General features: G+C 72.9%; 12 protein-coding genes. 7 read left to right on the top strand and 5 right to left on the bottom strand.

What is annotated here, in order from left to right; all coding sequences use genetic code 11:
- Both G3I42_RS05225 and G3I42_RS05220 read left to right on the top strand, forming a co-directional pair.
- A partial coding sequence (locus G3I42_RS05225) for a DUF3459 domain-containing protein (protein ID WP_164282799.1) occupies positions 1 to 478 on the top strand: 478 nt, incomplete at its 5' end.
- A 138-nt stretch (positions 479 to 616) separates the two neighbouring features.
- Entirely contained in the window at positions 617 to 1,510 is an 894-nt protein-coding gene (locus G3I42_RS05220) for a phosphatase PAP2 family protein (protein WP_164282797.1), read from the top strand.
- Here G3I42_RS05220 and G3I42_RS05215 read toward each other — a convergent pair.
- Positions 1,492 to 4,494 (bottom strand): bifunctional [glutamine synthetase] adenylyltransferase/[glutamine synthetase]-adenylyl-L-tyrosine phosphorylase, encoded by a 3,003-nt coding sequence (locus tag G3I42_RS05215; protein WP_164282795.1) that lies wholly within the window; start codon positions 4,492 to 4,494, stop codon positions 1,492 to 1,494. The two genes, G3I42_RS05220 and G3I42_RS05215, sit on opposite strands and share 19 nt — an antisense overlap.
- Positions 4,495 to 4,628: 134 nt before the next feature.
- A complete protein-coding gene (locus tag G3I42_RS05210) occupies positions 4,629 to 6,317 on the bottom strand; it encodes an MDR family MFS transporter (protein ID WP_343244459.1) in 1,689 nt (562 codons plus the stop codon).
- Between the two features lie 211 nt (positions 6,318 to 6,528).
- On the opposite strand from G3I42_RS05210, the gene G3I42_RS05205 reads away from it, so the two are divergent.
- Positions 6,529 to 7,113: a TetR/AcrR family transcriptional regulator gene (locus G3I42_RS05205; RefSeq protein WP_164282793.1), complete on the top strand. Its 585-nt coding sequence runs from the start codon at positions 6,529 to 6,531 to the stop codon at positions 7,111 to 7,113.
- Positions 7,114 to 7,241: 128 nt separating this feature from the next.
- Here G3I42_RS05205 and G3I42_RS05200 read toward each other — a convergent pair whose 3' ends face one another.
- Positions 7,242 to 8,603, bottom strand: a complete 1,362-nt coding sequence (locus G3I42_RS05200; RefSeq protein WP_009064627.1) for a glutamine synthetase family protein — start codon at positions 8,601 to 8,603, stop codon at positions 7,242 to 7,244.
- Between the two features lie 539 nt (positions 8,604 to 9,142).
- On the opposite strand from G3I42_RS05200, the gene G3I42_RS05195 reads away from it, so the two are divergent.
- Complete coding sequence (locus tag G3I42_RS05195) at positions 9,143 to 10,903, top strand: NAD+ synthase (RefSeq protein WP_164282791.1); 1,761 nt, start codon at positions 9,143 to 9,145, stop codon at positions 10,901 to 10,903.
- 202 nt (positions 10,904 to 11,105) lie between these two features.
- On the opposite strand, the gene G3I42_RS05190 is transcribed toward G3I42_RS05195, so the two are convergent.
- Positions 11,106 to 12,155, bottom strand: a complete 1,050-nt coding sequence (locus G3I42_RS05190; protein ID WP_164282789.1) for an endonuclease/exonuclease/phosphatase family protein — start codon at positions 12,153 to 12,155, stop codon at positions 11,106 to 11,108.
- 262 nt (positions 12,156 to 12,417) lie between these two features.
- On the opposite strand from G3I42_RS05190, the gene panB reads away from it, so the two are divergent.
- The 3 genes from panB (at position 12,418) to G3I42_RS05175 (ending at position 15,440) form a co-directional block, all read left to right on the top strand.
- Complete coding sequence (gene panB, locus G3I42_RS05185) at positions 12,418 to 13,284, top strand: 3-methyl-2-oxobutanoate hydroxymethyltransferase (protein WP_164282787.1); 867 nt, start codon at positions 12,418 to 12,420, stop codon at positions 13,282 to 13,284.
- 285 nt (positions 13,285 to 13,569) lie between these two features.
- The gene (locus G3I42_RS05180; protein WP_164282785.1) at positions 13,570 to 14,616 is read left to right on the top strand and encodes an ATP-binding cassette domain-containing protein; all 1,047 of its coding nucleotides are present in this window, start codon (positions 13,570 to 13,572) and stop codon (positions 14,614 to 14,616) included.
- Entirely contained in the window at positions 14,613 to 15,440 is an 828-nt protein-coding gene (locus tag G3I42_RS05175) for an ABC transporter permease (RefSeq protein WP_164282783.1), read from the top strand. The genes G3I42_RS05180 and G3I42_RS05175 overlap by 4 nt, the downstream gene beginning before the upstream one ends.
- Positions 15,441 to 15,515: 75 nt before the next feature.
- On the opposite strand, the gene G3I42_RS05170 is transcribed toward G3I42_RS05175, so the two are convergent.
- The coding region (locus tag G3I42_RS05170; protein ID WP_164282781.1) for a BTAD domain-containing putative transcriptional regulator at positions 15,516 to 18,574 on the bottom strand (3,059 nt) is incomplete at its 5' end.

Here is an 18,574-nt window from a genome sequence, read left to right as displayed (position 1 = left end):
GGACGCCGGGGGGCTGCCGGGGGCTCCGGACGCCGCCGGGCTGCCGGAGACGGAAGCGAGCGGGCAGGAGGGGATGCGGGACGGCTGCCGGGTGCCGCTGCCCTGGTCGGGCGAGGCGCCCCCGTACGGCTTCGGGCCGGGCGGTTCCTGGCTGCCGCAGCCGCCGGCGTGGCGGGGGCTCAGCGTCGAGGCGCAGAGCGGGGACGCGGGGTCGACGCTGGAGCTGTACCGCGCCGCGCTCGCGCTGCGGCGTGCGCTGCCGGGGCTCGGGGACGGCACGATGGAGTGGCGCGAGGCGCCGGAAGGGGTCCTGCTCTTCGCCAGGGCCGGGCTGCTGTGCGCGCTGAACACGCGCCCCGCGGAGGTCGTGCTCGACCTGCCGGGCCGCCCGTTGCTCGCCTCGGGCCCGGTGGAGGTGACGGGCGGGCGCGTGGTGCTGCCCGGGGACACATGCGGGTGGTGGGCGAGCGGGGAGTGAATGGGCAGGGGGTCCGGCTCGGGGTTCGCCCGGAGTTCCCGCGCCCCCGCTCTCCTCCTCCAGGCGGAGAAGACGGGGGCCGAGGCCGACCGGAGGGATGATCAGGATTCGTGCCGGATTCTGGCAGACTCTCTGCTCATGGGTGAGATGACTGTGACACCGATGGAAGGCCGCGAACCGGCCGCCTCCTCACCCGCGACGGAGCGGGCCGATCGCCCCACCGCCGTGCGCCGCACGGTGCGGCGCCTGCGCACCCCGAAGCGGCCCCGGCTCTGGTTCGAGATCGTTCTCATCGGCCTCAGTTACTGGGTGTACTCGCTGATCCGCAACGCGGTCCCGGAGCAGAAGTCCATCGCGCTGCGCCACGCGGACTGGATCTGGCGCGTGGAACACGATCTCGGCATGGCCTTCGAGCAGTCCGTCAACCACGCGATCGACAAGGTCACCTGGCTGATCGTGGGGATGAACTACTACTACGCGACGCTGCACTTCGTCGTGACGCTCGGCGTGCTCGTCTGGCTCTTCAAGTGGCACCCGGGGCGGTACGCGGCGGCGCGCCTCGCGCTCTTCGCGACGACGGGCGCGGCCCTGCTCGGCTACTACCTGTACCCGCTGGCGCCGCCCCGGCTCATGACGAACACCCACTTCATCGACACGGTCCTCGTCCACCAGACGTGGGGCTCGATGGCCTCGGGCAACCTCAAGCACGTGTCGAACCAGTACGCGGCGATGCCGTCGATGCACATCGGCTGGTCGACGTGGGCAGGCCTGACGATCATCGCGCTCGCGAAGACACCGTGGGCGAAGATCCTCGGGGCGCTCTACCCGCTGGCGACGCTGACGGTCATCGTGGCGACGGCGAACCACTTCTGGCTCGACGCGGTCGGCGGCCTGATCTGCCTCGCCTTCGGCTTCGCCGTCGCCTCGTTCTGGTACGGGAAGGTGCCCTACGCGCTGCCCCGGCTGGTCACCTCGGCGGGCAAGGGCTCACGGCTGCGGGCGGCGGGGGCGACTCACAGCGCCGCCCCGTAGAACAGCTCCTCGACCACGCCGCGGGCCCGCCGGGTCGTGCGCCGGTAGTCCTCCAGCATGTCCCCGGCGTGCCCGGCCTCGTAGCCCAGGTAGCGGCTCACGGCGCCGAGTTCGCGGGTGTCGCTGGGGAAGGTGTCGCCGGCCCGGCCCCGTACGAGCATGACCGCGTTGCGCACGCGCGCAGCGAGGACCCAGGCCTCGTCGAGGATGCGGGCCTGTTCCTGGTCGAGCAGGTCCGCCTCGAAGGCGGCGGCGAGGGCTTCGCGGGTACGGGTCGTGCGCAGTCCGGGCTCGTGGTGGCCGTGGCGGAGCTGGAGGAGCTGCACGGTCCACTCGACGTCGGAGAGGCCGCCGCGCCCCAGCTTGGTGTGGAGGTTGGGGTCCTGGCCGCGCGGGACGCGTTCGGCCTCCATGCGGGCCTTGAGGCGGCGGATCTCGCGTTCGGCCTCCTCGGTGGTGCCTTCGGCCGGGTAGCGGAGCGGGTCGATCAATTCCGTGAAAGCGCGGCCGAGTTCGGCGTCGCCCGCGACGGGTTCGGCGCGCAGCAGCGCCTGCGCCTCCCAGGTCCGGGACCAGCGGCGGTAGTAGGCGGCGTAGGAGCCCAGCGTGCGCACGAGGGGGCCGTTGCGGCCCTCGGGGCGCAGGTCGGTGTCGATGAGGAGGGGCGGGTCGGCGCTCGGCAGCTGGAGGAGGCGGCGCATCTCGGCGACGACGGCGTTCGCGGCGCGGGCCGCCTCGGCCTCGTCGACGCCTTCGCGGGGCGCGTGGACGAAGAGGACGTCGGCGTCGGAGCCGTAGGCGAGTTCGTGGCCGCCGAAGCGCCCCATGCCGATGACGGCGAAGCGCGTGGGCAGTTGCTCGCCCCAGCCGGCGCGGACGACGGCGCGCAGCGTGCCCGCGAGGGTCGCGGCGGTCAGGTCGGAGACGGCGGAGCCGACGCGGTCGACGAGCGCCCCGCGGTCCTCCTCGGCGGGCGTGTCCTCGGTGCCGTACGAGCCGATGAGGTCGGCCGCGGCGGTACGGAACAGCTCGCGGCGGCGCACGCCGCGCGCGGCGACGACCCCGGCCTCGGGGGTCTCCGCGCGGCCCACGGCGGCCAGGATCTCCTGTTCGAGCTGGGCGCGGGGGCGCGGGTCGAGTCCGGCGGGGTCGCCGAGGAGGGCGACGGCCTCGGGGGCGCGCAGGAGGAGGTCGGGGGCCAGGCGTCCGGCGGACAGGACGCGCGCGAGGTTCTCGGCCGCGGCGCCCTCGTCGCGCAGCAGGCGCAGGTACCAGGGGGTCTTGCCGAGCGCGTCGGAGACCTTGCGGAAGTTGAGGAGTCCCGCGTCGGGGTCGGCGGAGTCGGCGAACCAGGCGAGGAGGACGGGGAGCAGGGTGCGCTGGATCGCGGCGCGACGCGAGACGCCGTTGGTGAGCGCTTCGAGGTGGCGCAGCGCGGCCGCCGGGTCGGCGTAGCCGAGGGCGACGAGGCGGTCGCGCGCGGCGGCGGGGCTCAGTCCGGCCTCGCCGGGGGCGAGGTGGGCGACGGCGTCGAGGAGCGGGCGGTAGAAGAGCTTCTCGTGGATGCGGCGGGCGGCGCCGGAGTGGCGCTTCCACTCCTTGAGGAGCGAGGCGATGGGTTCGGTGCGCAGGCCGAGGGAACGGCCGAGGCGGCGCAGGTCGGCCTCGTCCTCGGGGACGAGGTGGGTGCGGCGCAGCTTGAAGAGCTGGATGCGGTGTTCGAGGGAGCGCAGGAAGCGGTACGCCTCGTCGAGCTGGAAGGCGTCGGTGCGGCCGATGTAGCCGCCGTCGGCGAGTTCGGCGAGCGCGGCGAGGGTGGTGGGGCTGCGCAGGCCCGTGTCGGTGCGGCCGTGGACGAGCTGGAGGAGCTGGACGGCGAACTCGACGTCGCGCAGGCCGCCGGGGCCGAGCTTGAGTTCGCGTTCGGCCTCGTTCGCGGGGATGGCTTCGATGACGCGGCGGCGCATGCGCTGGGTGTCGGTGACGAAGTTCTCGCGCTCGGACGCCTGCCACACCAGCGGCGCGAGGGCGTCCACGTACTCCTGGCCGAGGGTGAGGTCCCCGGCGACGGGCCGGGCCTTCAGCAGCGCCTGGAACTCCCAGGTCTTGGCCCAGCGGTGGTAGTAGGCGAGGTGGCTGGAGAGGGTGCGCACGAGGGGGCCGTTGCGGCCCTCGGGGCGGAGGTTGGCGTCGACGGGCCAGATGGTGCCGTCGACGGTGGTCTCGGAGCAGATGCGCATGAGGTGCGCGGCGAGGCGGGTCGCGGCGCGGATCGCCTCGCCCTCCTCGACGCCGTCGTGCGCGGGTTCGCCGACGTAGACGACGTCGACGTCGGAGACGTAGTTCAGCTCGTGGCCACCGCACTTGCCCATCGCGATGACGGCGAGGCGGCAGGCGGCGGCGTCCTCGGGGGCGGCCTCCTGGGCGAGGCGCAGCGCGGTGCGCAGCGTCGCGGTGGCGAGATCGGCCAGCTCGGCGGCGGTCTCGCTGACGTCGGTGGTCCCCGTGACGTCGCGGGCGGCGATCGACAGGAGGCAGCGGCGGTAGGCGACGCGGAGCGAGTCGGGGTCGGTGACGTCGGCGAGGCCGCGTTCGAACTCGGCGATGTCGGGGTGCAGGTCGCTCGACTCGTACCGTACGAGGCTCTTCCAGTCCTGCGGGTGGCGCGCGAGGTGATCGGCGAGGGCCTCGGAGGCGCCGAGGACGCCGAGGAGCCGGTCGCGCAGCGGCTTCGCGGAGACGAGCGTGGTGAGCAGCGTGCGCCGCGCCTCGGCGTCGGGCTGCGCCTCGGCGAGCCGGACGAGGCCGAGCAGCGCCAGATCGGGGTCGGCTGCGGCGCCGAGCGCGTCGAGCAGGACGGGATCGGAGCGCACGGCGGCGAGGGCGTCCTCGCCCAGCAGTTTCTCGGCGTGCGAGGGGTCGACGAACCCGTACCGCAGCAGCCGCGTGAAGGTACTGCTCCTGCGCCCGCTCGGGACGGTCATCGCCACGCCCTCCTGCCATCACCCTGCCGGTCAGGGCCCACGGTGGTGAGCGTAGTCGGGGTGGCGGGGAACGGGTGGGGGCCACCCGGTGCGTGTGCCGGGTGGCCCCTCTTCGCTTCCCGCCGGTGCGTCGGCTACGAGACCGGGGTCTTCGCGCGTCCTTCGTCGGGGCCCTGGCCCGCTGTGGTCGCCGCGTCGCCGGGAGGCGGGGCCGGGTGCGTACCACTGCCGGCTTCGGTTCCGTCGCCCGCTGCCGCCGACGGGACCTCCGCCAGGTCGACGCTGTCGCGCAGGGTCGCCGGGGTGAGGAAGGCGGCGGCGATGATGCCGACGAGGGCGATGAAGGCGGCGATCAGGAAGATGTGGCCCGTCGCGTCGCCGTAGGCGCCGCGCACGACCTCCTGGACCGGGGCGGGCATGCCCTTGACGTCGAGCGTGCCGCTGCCGCCGCCCGCGGCGCCCGCCGCGCCGTCGATGCCGAGCTTCTTCAGCCCGTCCGCGATCTTGCCGCTCACGCTGTTCGCGAGCACCGCGCCGAGCACCGAGACGCCGATCGTGCCGCCCAGCGAGCGGAAGAAGGTGATGGCGCCGCTCGCCGCGCCGAGTTCGTGGAGCGGGACGGTGTTCTGGAGGACCAGGACGAGGTTCTGCATCGACATGCCGACGCCGGTGCCGACGAGGAACATCCACACGCCGACGACGACGAGCGAGGTGTGCGCGTCGATCGTGGCGAGGCCGAAGAAGCCGCCCGCGAGGACCACCGTGCCGACGAGGATGAACGGCTTGACCTTGCCCGTCTTGGAGACGAGCCGCCCCGCGATCGTCGAGGCGAGGAGCACCCCGGCCATCAGCGGAATGGTCAGCAGCCCCGCCTGCGTGGGCGACTTGCCGCGCCCGATCTGGAAGTACTGGCCGAGGAAGACCGCGCCGCCGAACATCGCCATGCCGACCGCGAGGCTCGCGATGATGGCGAGCGCGGGGTCGCGGCGCTTGATGACGTGCAGCGGGATGACCGGCTGGGAGACCTTCGACTCGACCACGACGGCCGCGCCGAGCAGGACCACGGTGCCCGCGAGCATCGCGCCCGTCTGCCAGGAGATCCAGGCGAACTCGTTGTCGACGAAGGTGACCCACAGGAGCAGGAGGCTGACGCCCGCCGCGATGAGGGAGGCGCCCCAGTAGTCGACCTTCGTGTCGGGGCGGCGGATGTCCTCCAGGTGGAGGGTGCGGGCGAGGATCGCCGAGGCGACGACGGTGAAGGGCAGCGCGATGAAGAAGCACCAGCGCCAGCCGAGCCAGTCCACGTCGGTGATCGCGCCGCCGAGCAGCGGGCCGCCGACCGTGGCGACGGCCATGACGGCGCCGAGGTAGCCGTTGTACCTGCCGCGCTCCTTCGGGCTGATCATCGCCGCGAGGATCACCTGGACGAGCACCTGGAGCGCGCCCATGCCGAGGCCCTGCACGGCGCGGAAGCCGATGAGCGTCGCGGTGTTCTGCGCGAATCCGGCGCCGAGCGAGGCGACGAAGAAGATCCCGATGGCGATCTGGAGCAGAAGCTTCTTGTTGAACAGGTCGGCGAGCTTGCCCCAGATCGGCGTCGACGCCGTCGAGGCGAGCAGGGTCGCGGTGACGACCCAGGTGTACTGCGACTGGGTGCCGCCGAGGTTGCCGATGATCTGGGGCAGCGCCACCGAGACGACGGTGGAGCTGATCATCGCGACGAACAGCACGAGGAGCAGCCCGCTGAGGGCCCGCAACACGTGCTTGTGATCCATGGGGGCGGAGTCGCTGGACTCCGTGGCCGCCACCGCTTGGGCGCTCACGCGCTACCTCCGGGATGCGGGGAGTGGGACGGGTGGTACGGGGATGGGCGCGGGGGCAGGAGGCGGTGCCGCGTGGCGGGTGCCACGTGCGCCGGACGGCGTCCGTGGCGGCCGCTCGCCGTGGCCTCCGCGCTGACGGATTCACCATACATGCGCACTGGGCAATTTTGCACACTGGGCACATAAGCTGGCCCCCTACGATGGACGAACCATGGAGAAAACAGTGGGTTTGCGCGAGCGCAAGAAGGCCGCCACCAGGGAAGCCGTGCACAAGGCGGCGTTGAGCCTGGCGGTCGAGCACGGTTTCGAACACGTCACCGTGGAGGCCATCGCCGACGCGGCGGGCATCTCGCGCCGGACCTTCTCCAACTACTTCACGGCGAAGGAGGACGCGGTCCTCTGGGGCGAGGAGCAGCACATCAAGGGCCTCGTCCTCGCCTTCCGCGCCCGCCCCGCGCACGAGAGCCCCTGGCAGGCCCTGGCGGGCGCGGTGCTCGACCGCTTCCCCACCGAGACGGCCCCCGACCGCGAGACCGCGATCCGCAGCCGCCTCGCCCTGCGCCACCCCACCCTGCTCGCCCGCCAGCTCGCCAACCACGCGGTCCTCGAAACGGACCTGCGCGAGGCCATCACCGACCGCGGCGGCCTCACCCCCCTCGAAGCCGGCTGCCTGGGCGCCGCCTTCCTCGCCTCCATCCGCCTCGCCATGCAGCGCTGGATCGCCTCCGACGAAACGGACGACCCCCGCGAGCTGATCATGGAGACGATGGGGGCGATGGCGGGGGTCTTCGGCTAGAGGTCGCACGGCGGGCCCCGCGTACGCCGACGGCGGAGCGCGCCGCCCTCGCGTCACACCCCGCCGCCTCCGGTACCGCAGACCTCGTACCAGCGCCTGCGAACCGCCGCTTCCGTACCGCCCCGCGCCTAGAGCACCGGCAAGTTCTTCTTGAGCTCGAAGGCCGTGACCTCGCTGCGGTACTCCTCCCACTCCTGCTTCTTGTTGCGCAGGAAGAAGTCGTAGACGTGCTCGCCCAGGGTCTCCGCGACAAGTTCGCTGCGTTCCATCAGGGCGATGGCCTCGCCCAGGTTCTGCGGGAGGGGTTCGATGCCCATGGCGCGGCGTTCGGCGTCGGAGAGGGCCCAGACGTCGTCGTCGGCGCCCGGGGGGAGTTCGTAGCCCTCCTCGATGCCCTTGAGGCCCGCCGCCAGGAGGACCGCGTAGGAGAGGTAGGGGTTGGCGCCGGAGTCGAGGGAGCGGACCTCGACCCGCGCCGAACCCGTCTTGCCGGGCTTGTACATCGGGACGCGGATGAGCGCGGAGCGGTTGTTGTGGCCCCAGCAGATGTACGAGGGGGCCTCGCCGCCCGCGCCCGCGGTGCGCTCCGTGCCGCCCCAGATGCGCTTGTAGGAGTTGACCCACTGGTTGGTGACGGCGGAGATCTCGTCGGCGTGGCGCAGGAGCCCGGCGATGAAGGAGCGGCCGACCTTGGAGAGCTGGTACTCGGCGCCCGACTCGTAGAAGGCGTTGCGGTCGCCCTCGAAGAGGGAGAGGTGGCTGTGCATGCCCGAGCCGGGGAACTCCGAGAAGGGCTTCGGCATGAAGGTGGCCTGCACGCCCTGCTCCAGCGCGACCTGCTTCATGACGAGGCGGAACGTCATGATGTTGTCGGCCGTCGAGAGGGCGTCGGCGTAGCGGAGGTCGATCTCCTGCTGGCCGGGGGCGCCTTCGTGGTGGCTGAACTCGACCGAGATGCCCATCGATTCCAGCATGGTGATCGCCTGGCGGCGGAAGTCCATGCCGACGTTCTGCGGGGTGTGGTCGAAGTAGCCGGAGTTGTCGGCGGGGGTGGGGCGCGAGCCGTCGACCGGCTTCTCCTTGAGGAGGAAGAACTCGATCTCGGGGTGGGTGTAGAAGGTGAAGCCGAGGTCGGACGCCTTGGCGAGCGCGCGCTTGAGGACGTAGCGCGGGTCGGCGAAGGACGGCGAGCCGTCCGGCATGAGGATGTCGCAGAACATGCGCGCGGTGCCGGGGGCCTCGGCGCGCCAGGGCAGGACCTGGAAGGTGGCGGGGTCGGGCTTGGCGATCATGTCGGACTCGTAGACCCGCGCGAAGCCCTCGATCGCGGAGCCGTCGAAGCCGATGCCCTCGTCGAACGCCTGCTCCAGCTCGGCCGGCGCGACGGCGACGGATTTCAGGAAGCCGAGGACGTCGGTGAACCACAGGCGCACGAAACGGATGTCCCGCTCCTCAAGCGTGCGGAGCACGAACTCCTGCTGCTTATTCATATCCACCCATCCTTGCTGGTCGAGCCGCCTTGCACCGTTGCCGTGCCCTGGGCGTACGAGCATCCCACCACACGGTTTCCCGCAGGTTGCGAACACAAGGACGATCTCCCGCGGGCGCAACCGCTCCCGCCATAGTGCATCGCCCGCACGCCCTGGCCGACAGGTCCCGAGGGGCACGGGAGGCCGCGCCCATTGTGGGGGACCACTCCCTCCCCGGTCGACCCGCTCCCCCACGGGTCCCGTGCAGCCCCTCAAGTCCCGTACGGCACAGAGGGGTTGAGGATACGGAGGCGGGGGTGGCGACGTCGCGCGAAACGGCGTGAGCCGCGCGTACCACCCCAAGGCGGGGCAAAAGACACGCCATGCGTTGCGCCGAGAATGCCTCGAAATCAGCAAACGGCGCGGCGCCGGATTGCCGGACGCGGCTGATCGCCACCGCGTCGCGCGCCCCGTACGGCCCGCACAGCCCCGCCCCGCGCACCCCGTACGGCCCCGCCCCACCCCCACATCGCGTCAGAGAGACGATTACACTGGGGACCGTGCCTCAACTACGTCTCGCCCTGAATCAGATCGATGCCGTCGTCGGTGATCTCGACGCCAACGCGGACTCGGTCGTGCAATGGACCCGGCACGCCGCGGAGCGGGGCGCCCATCTGGTCGCCTTTCCCGAGATGGTGCTGACCGGCTACCCCGTGGAGGACCTCGCGCTGCGCTCCACCTTCGTGGACGCCAGCCGCGCCGCCCTGCGCGCGCTCGCCACCCGCCTCGTCGACGAGGGCCTCGGCGGGCTCCCCGTCGTCCTCGGCTACCTCGACCGCAGCGAAACCGACCAGCACCGCTACGGGATGCCCGCCGGCTCCCCGCGCAACGCCGCCGCCGTGCTGCACCAGGGCCGCGTCGTGCTCCGTTTCGCCAAGCACCACCTGCCGAACTACGGCGTCTTCGACGAGTTCCGCTACTTCGTGCCCGGCGACACGCTGCCCGTCGTGCGGGTGCACGGCGTCGACGTGGCCCTCGCCATCTGCGAGGACCTGTGGCAGGACGGCGGCCGGGTGCCCGCGACCCGCGCGGCGGGGGCGGGCCTGCTGCTGAGCATCAACGCCTCCCCCTACGAGCGCGAGAAGGACGACACGCGCCTCGACCTGGTCCGCAAGCGCGCCCAGGAGGCGGGCTGCACGACCGCGTACGTCGCGATGTCCGGGGCGCAGGACGAGCTGGTCTTCGACGGCGACTCGATCGTCGTCGACAAGGACGGCTCCGTCATCGCGCGTGCCCCGCAGTTCTCCGAGGGCTGCTTCCTCCTCGACCTGGACCTCCCCCCTGCCCCGGCCGAGGAGCCGGCGGGGACCCTCCACGACGGCCTGCGCATCGAGCACGCCACGATCTCGCCCACGCCGCTGCCCGCGTACGAGCCGGAGTACACCGGGGAGTACGCCGAGCGCCTGGAGGACGCCGAGGAGGTGTACGGGGCGCTCGTCACGGGGCTGCGCGCGTACGTGCGCAAGAACGGCTTCCGCACCGTGCTCATCGGTGTCTCCGGCGGCATCGACTCCGCGCTCACCGCCGCGATCGCCTGCGACGCGATCGGCGCGGAGAACGTGTACGGGGTCTCGATGCCGTCGAAGTACTCCTCGGAGCACTCCAAGGACGACGCGGCCGACCTCGCCGCGCGCACCGGGCTGCACTACCGCTCCGCGCCCATCGCCCCGATGTTCGACGCCTTCATGGACGCCCTCGGCTTCACGGGGCTCGCCGAGGAGAACCTCCAGGCGCGGCTGCGCGGCACGACGCTGATGGGCATCTCCAACCAGGAGGGGCAGATCGTCCTCGCGCCCGGCAACAAGTCGGAGCTGGCGGTCGGCTACTCGACGCTCTACGGGGACGCGGTCGGCGCCTACGGCCCGATCAAGGACGTCTACAAGTCGCAGGTCTTCCAGCTCGCCCGCTGGCGCAACCGGGCGGCCGAGGAACGCGGCGAGACCCCGCCCATCCCGGAGAACACGATCGCGAAGCCGCCGAGCGCCGAGCTGCGCCCGGGGCAGGTCGACACGGACTCGCTGCCCGACTACGACGTGCTCGACCGCATCCTCGCGATGTACGTCGACCGGGACCAGGGCTCGGACGAGATCGTCGCGGCCGGTTTCGACCCGGAGGTTGTCGCAAGGGTGCTGCGCATGGTCGACAACGCCGAGTACAAGCGGCGGCAGTACCCGCCGGGGACGAAGATCTCGGCGAAGGGGTTCGGGAAGGACCGGCGGATGCCGATCACGAATCGGTGGCGGGAGCGCGCCGGGGCGTGAGGTCCGGGGGCGGGAGGGGTGGGGCAGCGCGTTCCTGCCGTTCCCGCCCCTCTTGGCGTTTCTGCTGGTGGCCCTTCCCGGGGCTCCGCCCCGGACCCCGCTCCTCAATCTCCCCCAGCCTTCGGCCGGGAGGTACCCCCGGAGGGGCTGGATTTTGTGGGCCCCCACACTGAGGGCGCGGGTCCGAGGCTCAGGGCACCTCTCAGCTCGTTTCCGCCAGGCGGATCGACGCCGCCACCGGGAGGTGGTCGGAGCCGGTGCGGGGGAGGGTCCAGGAGGAGACCGGTTCGGCGCCGCCGACGAGGATCTGGTCGATGCGGGCCATCGGGAAGCCGGCCGGCCAGCTGAAGCCGAAGCCCTTGCCGGCCGCGCCCTGCGTGGAGCGGAGCTGCGAGGTCACCGGGGAGAGGGCGCGGTCGTTCATCGTGCCGTTGAGGTCGCCGACGAGGAGCTTGTTGGTGAGCGGTTCCTCGCGGATCGCCTTGCCGAGCGCCTCGGCGCTGCGGTCGCGCTGACCGGCGACGAAGCCGGTGTCGAGCTTGACGCGGACCGAGGGCAGGTGCGCGACGAAGACCGCGACGGGGCCCCGGGGGGTCTCGGCGGTGGTGCGCAGGGCGCGCTCCCAGCCCAGTTCCAGGTCGACGGCCTTGGTGCCGCGCAGCGGGTACTTGCTCCAGAGGCCGACGGTGCCCTTGGTGACGTGGTAGGGGTACGTGGCCTTGAGGGCGCTCGCGTACTTGGGCACGGCCTGCTCGGTCAGCTCCTCCAGGGCGAGGAGCTGGGCGCCGGAGCCGACGAGGGTGCGGACGGTGCCGGGGAGGTCGCCGTTCTCGGCGTTGACGTTGTGGGTGACGACGGTGAGGTCGCCGCGCGACTGGTCGTGGCCGAGGACGAGACCGCCGAACAGGTTGAGCCACACCGCGACGGGCACCACGAGGGCGAGGAGCGCGGTCGCCGAGCGCCGTACGAGCGCGAGGACGAGGAGGACGGGGACGAAGAGCCCGAACCACGGCAGGAAGGTCTCCAGGAGGCTGCCGAGGTTGCCGACACGGTTCGGGACATGGGCGTGGACGACCATGAGGCCCGCCAGCGCGAGCGCGAGCACGGCGAGCACGATGCCGCGCCGCCACATCCCCGGGAGCCGCCCGCCGCCCTGGGTCCCGGTCCGCCGGCCCGCGAGGCGCATCCGGGCGCGCAGCCCTTCGGTGCGCTGTCCCTCAGTACCCGTTTCCGCCTTGTACGCCTGCGCCATCGTGCCGCCTCACTGACCACCGTGCACCCGTTCCGCACCTGAACCCTAGGGGATGAAAAGGCCCCCGCCCGCCGCCACGGCGGACCTGTGGGAAGTCTGGGCACGGAGGGGCCCGGCGGGAGTTCCTGGTTGGGTGCGGGCTGTGGCTTTTGTACGTGCCGGACCGCCCCCTCTTTCCGCGATCACGTGCGAGGTGTCACCATGGGGAGTGAATCCGGGGACGCCGCCAGGGCGCCTCGAGATGACCAGAAGGAGCCGCGTGATGAGCGAGCTTTCCGCTGCCCGCGCACAGTCAGAAACCCCCACCGGGACCCTGTACGGCAAGGCCGTGCGCCGCCGGGTCACCGTGCACGACATCGCCCGCGCCAAGGAGCGCGGCGAGAAGTGGGCGATGCTCACCGCCTACGACGCCATGACCGCCTCCGTCTTCGACGAGAGCGGCATCCCGGTCCTCCTCGTCGGGGACTCGATGGGCAACTGCCACCTCGGCTACGACTCGACCGTCCCCGTGACGCTCGACGAGATGACGATGCTCTCCGCCGCCGTCGTACGGGGCACCAAGCGCGCCCTGATCGTCGCCGACCTCACCTTCGGCTCGTACCAGGAGGGCCCGCGGCAGGCGCTGCGCTCGGCGATGCGCCTCGTCAAGGACGCCGGGGTCGGCGCCGTGAAGCTGGAGGGCGGCGAGCGCTCGCACGAGCAGATCAGGACGCTCGTCGAGGCAGGCATCCCCGTGATGGGCCACATCGGGCTCACGCCGCAGTCGGTGAACGCCATGGGGTACCGCGTGCAGGGGCGCGGCGAGGAGGCGGCGGCCCAGCTGCTGCGCGACGCGAAGGCCGTGCAGGACGCGGGTGCCTTCGCCGTCGTGCTCGAACTCGTCCCCGCGGAGCTGGCCGCCGAGGTCACGCGCACGCTCGGGATTCCGACCGTCGGCATCGGCGGCGGCGCGGCGACGGACGCGCAGGTGCTGGTGTGGACCGACATGATGGGGCTGACGGGCGGCAAGGTGCCGGGTTTCGTGAAGCGGTACGCGGACCTGCGCGGCCTCCTGGGCGACGCGGCCCGTACGTTCGCCGCCGAGGTCGCGGGCGGCGCCTTCCCGGCGGCGGAGCACGAGGTGCACTGACGGCCGGGCGCGGGGTGCGCCGACGTCCGCAGGGGCGCGGTGACACGGCGCGCGACGGCCGGGGCCGGTCCGGCGGGGTCTCCCGCGGGGCCGGCCCTTTCGCGTGCGAGGGGCGCGTACGGTCGCGCAGGAGGTCGCGTATGCGGTCGCACCACGGGGGCGCATTCGCTCACGCGTGCGCCCCCTGGACCGACGGGACGCCGACAGATCGCCTCTTCGCGCAGGTCACCGCCGTGTAGGTGACTTGTGGGCGGCTTGTCGGTGGGGGCTGTCAGGGTTGTCGGCATGACGCGAATCGATACGACGAACACGTGGGGGGACGGCGGGGACATCGCCGTCTCGGTCCGCGGTCTGAAGAAGCACTTCGGCAGCACCAAGGCGCTCGACGGGGTGGACCTCGATGTCCGCCGGGGCACCGTGCTCGGGGTCCTCGGCCCCAACGGCGCGGGCAAGACGACGCTCGTGCGCTGCCTGTCCACCCTGCTCACGCCGGACGCGGGCTCCGCGACCGTGGCGGGCATCGACGTCCTGCGCCAGCCGAAGGAGCTGCGCCGCAGGATCGGCCTCACGGGCCAGTACGCCTCGGTCGACGCGAAGCTCTCCGGGCGCGAGAACCTGTACCTGATCGGGCGACTGCTCGACCTGAGCCGCGCCGAGTCGCGGCGGCGTGCCGACGAGCTGCTGGAGCGGTTCTCACTCACCGAGGCGGCGAAGCGCGTGGCGGGGACGTACTCCGGCGGGATGCGGCGCCGGCTCGACCTCGCCGCCTCCATGATCGGCCGCCCCGCCGTGCTCTACCTGGACGAGCCCACCACGGGCCTCGACCCGCGCACCCGCCAGGAGGTGTGGAGCGAGGTGCAGAGCATGGTCGGCGACGGCGTGACCGTGCTCCTCACCACGCAGTACATGGAGGAGGCGGAGCAGCTCGCGAGCGAGCTGACCGTCATCGACCGCGGGCGGGTCGTCGCCGAGGGGGCGATCGACGAGCTGAAGTCCCGCGTCGGCGGCCGGGTGCTGCGGGTGCGCCCGGCGGACCGGAGCGTCCTGGCCGAGGTCGCCCGGCTCGTCGAGGAGAGCGGCCTCACGGGGCTCGCCACGCCCGCGCTCGACCAGGAGAGCGGCAGCGTCCTCATCCCCCTGCTGAGCGACGAACAGCTCACCGCGGTCATAGGACTGCTCGCCTCGAAGGACGTGGCGCTCGCCGACCTGCGCACCGAACTGCCGAGCCTGGACGAGGTCTTCCTCTCGCTCACCGGCCAGAAGGCCACCCACACCGACCAGGAGCAGCCGCAGGACGGCGCCGCCCCCGTACGAGAGAAGGTCTCGGCATGAGCACCGCCACCCTCACCGCGCCCTCGTCCGCCCCCGTCGTGGACGAGGCCAGGATCGGGCTGCGCGCCCACCTGCGGCACATCGGGGCGCTGACCCGCCGCAACATCCTGTGGATCAAGCAGGACCCGGAGTCGATGTTCGACGCCGTCCTGATGCCGCTCGTCTTCACGCTGCTCTTCGTCTACGTCTTCGGCGGCGCGATCGCCGGCAAGGGCAACCAGCAGGAGTACGTGAACTACGTCGTCCCCGGCCTCATGGCGATGATGGGGATGAACATGGCGACCGGCGTGGGGACCGGCTTCAACCAGGACTTCCAGACCGGTGTCATGGACCGCTTCCGGAGCCTGCCGATCGCCCGGTCCTCGGTCCTCATCGCGAAGATCATGGTCGAGATACTGCGGCTCGTCGTCGCGATGGGTGTGCTGCTCGCGGTCGGTTTCGCCCTCGGGCTCTCGATCTCGAACGTGCCAGGGCTCTTCGCCTCGGTCGGTCTGTCGATCCTCTTCGGCTCCTCGCTCATGTGGGTCTTCCTCACGCTCGGCGTGACGATGAAGAGCGCGCAGGCCATCCAGGCGATGGGCTTCCTCGTGATGATGCCGCTCCAGTTCGGCTCCTCGATCTTCACGCCGACCTCGACGATGCCGGGCTGGCTCCAGGCTTTCACCGACTACAACCCGATCTCGACGCTCGCCGACGCCTCCCGGGCGCTGTGCAACGGCGGCCCGCTCACGCACGGGCTGACGTGGACGCTGATCTGGACGGTGGCGATCACGGCGGTCATGGCGCCGATCGCGATCCACAAGTTCCGCACGAAGTCCTCCTGAGCGGGGCGCGGGGGCGGCACGAGGGGCGGGGGACGGATGACGGACGGGTGGAAGCCGCGGCTCCGGCGGGGACGGTCAGTTCCGGCCCGGGGACGCGGCTTCGCCGCTGCCGGAGGGCGCGGCCTCGCTGTCGTGCGGGGTGGCAGGGACCGCTTCGCGGAGCAGGGCGAGGCCCTCGCGGAGGCCGAGGCGGGCGCCCTCCGTGCGCGCACCGGCCACGGAGGGGGCGTCGAGCGGGAAGGCGGCGTCCTCGACGGCTGCCGTGATGAGCCGCTCGGTCTTCTCGTGCAGCTCGGTCTCGACGCGGGACTCGTGGTGCTGCTCGGGGAGCGCGCCGCCGACGGCGGCGAGGAGGCGCGCGGCGAGGAGCAGGTCGGGCGCGGAGCGGCGGGCCGTGCCGCGCAGGGCCAGCGCGTAGGCGGCGGTCCGCAGGTGGCCGGCGGGGAGCTGGGGGGCCATGAGGAGCGCGATGTCCTCGAAGATCACGTCGATGGCCTGCCCCAGGTGGCGCAGGGCCTCCTCGTATCGGCCTTCCAGGGCGTCGAGCCAGCCCTCCAGCCGCCCGATCATGCTGTCGAAGAGGACGAAGGAGCCGGAGCCGAAGTCGGCGCGCAGCCGGTCCACGACCTGCCACGCCTCGGCGAGGCGACCGGTCCCCGCGTAGCGCATGGCGAGGAAGAGGTGGGCGACGGGCCGGGCCTCGGCGCTCACCGGGCCCTCCTCCTCGAAGATCTCCCGCAGGAGTCTCTCGCCCCGCGCGCTCTCCGCGGGGTCGCCGGACTCGATGAGGAGGCCGCCCATCCGGGCCCGCAGGACCCCGGTCTGGCTGTGCGCGCCGAGGGCGGCGGCGTGGGTCATCGCCTCCTCGTAGGCGGCGGCGGCCTCGGCGTAGCGCCCGTGGCCCTCCAGGACCTCCGCGCGGGCGGCAAGGGCCTCGGCGGCGCCCCAGCTGTCGCCGAGTTCGCGGAAGATCCGCAGTGCCTCGCCCGCGTCGGCGAGAGCGTCGCCGTCGAGGTCGGTGCGGTTGGCGAGGAGGTTGGCGCGGTTCTGGAGGGCGACGGCGAGTTCCCAGGGCAGGCCGAGGTCCCGCGCGGTGCGCACGGTGCGGTCGGCGACCTCGTGGACGAGGGCGAGGTCGCCGGTGAAGAGGATGGCGAAGAACCAGACGTTGGCCGGGGGACGGCAGGTCTGCGGCAGCCCCGGGCGGTAGACCTCGGCCACCTTGTGCAGGCGTCTGCGCCCGGCGGGATCGCCCCAGCGCTCCAGGTCCATGTCCATGTGGGCGAGGTGGATGAGGTGCACGCCGCGCCGGGCCTCGTCGAGCACGGCGCCGGTCCACGGCGGGGGCGTGGCGGTGCAGCTCTCCGGCACGGGCGACGCCTCGGCGGCGTCGTCGGCGAAGGGGTCGGGGCCGAGAGCGGCCGCCGCGCCCGCCCACTGCATGGCCTCGCCGCGCGGGCCGCGGATCTGCCAGTACCAGGCGAGCGAGAGGACGAGGCACAGCGCCTCCTGCTCCTCGGCCCGTTCCACGGCCTCGCGCAGGGCGAGGCGCAGGTTCTCGTACTCCGCCTCCAGGCGGGCGATCGCGGCGACCTGCCGGGGGCCGCGCAGCAGCGGGTCGGTGGTGCGGGCCAGTTCGCGGTAGTGCAGCAGGTGGGCGTGGCGGGTCGCCGCCTCGGCGCCCTCCTCGGCGAGGCGTCCGGCGGCGTACTCGGCGACGGTCTCCAGGAGCCGGTAGCGCATGGTGCCGTCGGGGGCGGGCGCGGCGGTGACGAGGGACTTGTCGACGAGGGCGCCGAGCACGTCGGGCACGTCCCGGGCGGGCGCCCCGGGGGCGGCGCACACGGCTTCGACGGCGGCGAGGTCGCAGCCGCCGGCGAAGACGGAGAGGCGGGCGAGCACGGCGCGTTCGCGTGCGTCCAGGAGGTCCCAGGACCAGTCGACGACGGCGCGCAGGGTCTGCTGGCGGGGCAGTACGGTGCGGCTGCCGGTGGTCAGGAGCCGGAAGCGGTCGTCGAGGCGGTCGGCGATCTGGCGCGGGGTGAGCAACCGCAGCCGCGCGGCGGCGAGTTCGATGGCGAGGGGCAGGCCGTCGAGGCGGCGGCAGACCTCGGCGACGGCCTCGGGCTCGGTGGCGGGCGTGAAGCCGGGGCTGACGGCGGCGGCGCGTTCGGTGAAGAGGCGGCGCGCGGCGGGTTCGGGAAGGGGCTCGACGGGGCGGAGCACTTCGCCGGGGACGCCGAGCGGTTCGCGGCTGGTCGCGATGACGGTGAGGCGGGGGCAGCGTTCGAGGAGGGTCTGCGCGAGGTGCGCGGCGGCGCCGACGACGTGTTCGCAGTTGTCGAGGAGGAGGAGCATCCGGCGCGGGGCGCAGTACTCGGTGAGCCGGGTGAGGACGTCGTCGTACTGCCGGTCCGTCGCGACACGGAACTCCTCGGCCCCGGCGCCGCGCAGCACGGTCTCGCGCGCGCCGACCGCGCCGAGCACGGCGGCGGGGACGCTCCCGGGGTCGGTGACGGGGGCGAGTTCGGCGAGCCAGACGCCGTCGGGGGCGCGGTCGCTCAGGGTCTCGGCGGTCTCCTGGCTGAGCCGCGTCTTGCCGGAGCCGCCGGGCCCGAGCAGCGTCACGAGCCGGGAGCCTTCGAGGTCGGCGCGCAGGGTCTCGATGTCGGCGCGGCGGCCGACGAAGGAGGTGAGGCGCGCGGGGAGGTTGCCGGGGCGCGGGGAGCGGGGTGCGGCCGGCGGGGGCGGATTCGTGGGCGCGGGGCCCGGGTCGGGGGTGCTGCTCGCACCGCTGGTGGTGCCGGAATCGCTGGTGCCGCCGGGTTCACCCGCGCCGAGGAGTTCGGTGTGCAGGGCGCGCAGGGCGGGGCCCGGGTCGGTGCCGAGTCGGTCCGCGAGGGTTCGGGAGAGGGTCGCGTAGGCGGCGAGCGCTTCGGCGGGGCGTCCGGTGTCGCGCAGGGCGCGCAGGCGCAGCAGGTGGAGGGGTTCGTCGAGGGGATGGGCGCGGCACAGCGCGGTGAGCGGGGGCAGCGCCTCCTCGGCGTGGCCGAGGTCGAGTGCGGCGGCCCAGCGGGCGGTACGGGCCGTGCGCAGCCGTTCCGCCCAGTGGCGGGCCTCGGCCGCCGATCCGG

The sequence above is a fragment of the Streptomyces sp. SID11385 genome (assembly GCF_010548245.1).
Taxonomy (GTDB): domain Bacteria; phylum Actinomycetota; class Actinomycetes; order Streptomycetales; family Streptomycetaceae; genus Streptomyces.
Note: the sequence above shows the minus strand (reverse complement) of the source record. Positions and strands in the feature narration are given on the sequence as shown.

Excerpts from the sequence above, each read along its gene's own strand:
- G3I42_RS05220 (WP_164282797.1), top strand. The coding sequence starts at position 617 with ATGGGTGAGATGACTGTGACACCGATGGAAGGCCGCGAACCGGCCGCC.
- G3I42_RS05215 (WP_164282795.1), bottom strand. The coding sequence starts at position 4,494 with ATGACCGTCCCGAGCGGGCGCAGGAGCAGTACCTTCACGCGGCTGCTG.
- G3I42_RS05205 (WP_164282793.1), top strand. The coding sequence starts at position 6,529 with ATGGAGAAAACAGTGGGTTTGCGCGAGCGCAAGAAGGCCGCCACCAGG.
- G3I42_RS05200 (WP_009064627.1), bottom strand. The coding sequence starts at position 8,603 with ATGAATAAGCAGCAGGAGTTCGTGCTCCGCACGCTTGAGGAGCGGGAC.
- G3I42_RS05190 (WP_164282789.1), bottom strand. The coding sequence starts at position 12,155 with ATGGCGCAGGCGTACAAGGCGGAAACGGGTACTGAGGGACAGCGCACC.
- panB (WP_164282787.1), top strand. The coding sequence starts at position 12,418 with ATGAGCGAGCTTTCCGCTGCCCGCGCACAGTCAGAAACCCCCACCGGG.
- G3I42_RS05180 (WP_164282785.1), top strand. The coding sequence starts at position 13,570 with ATGACGCGAATCGATACGACGAACACGTGGGGGGACGGCGGGGACATC.
- G3I42_RS05175 (WP_164282783.1), top strand. The coding sequence starts at position 14,613 with ATGAGCACCGCCACCCTCACCGCGCCCTCGTCCGCCCCCGTCGTGGAC.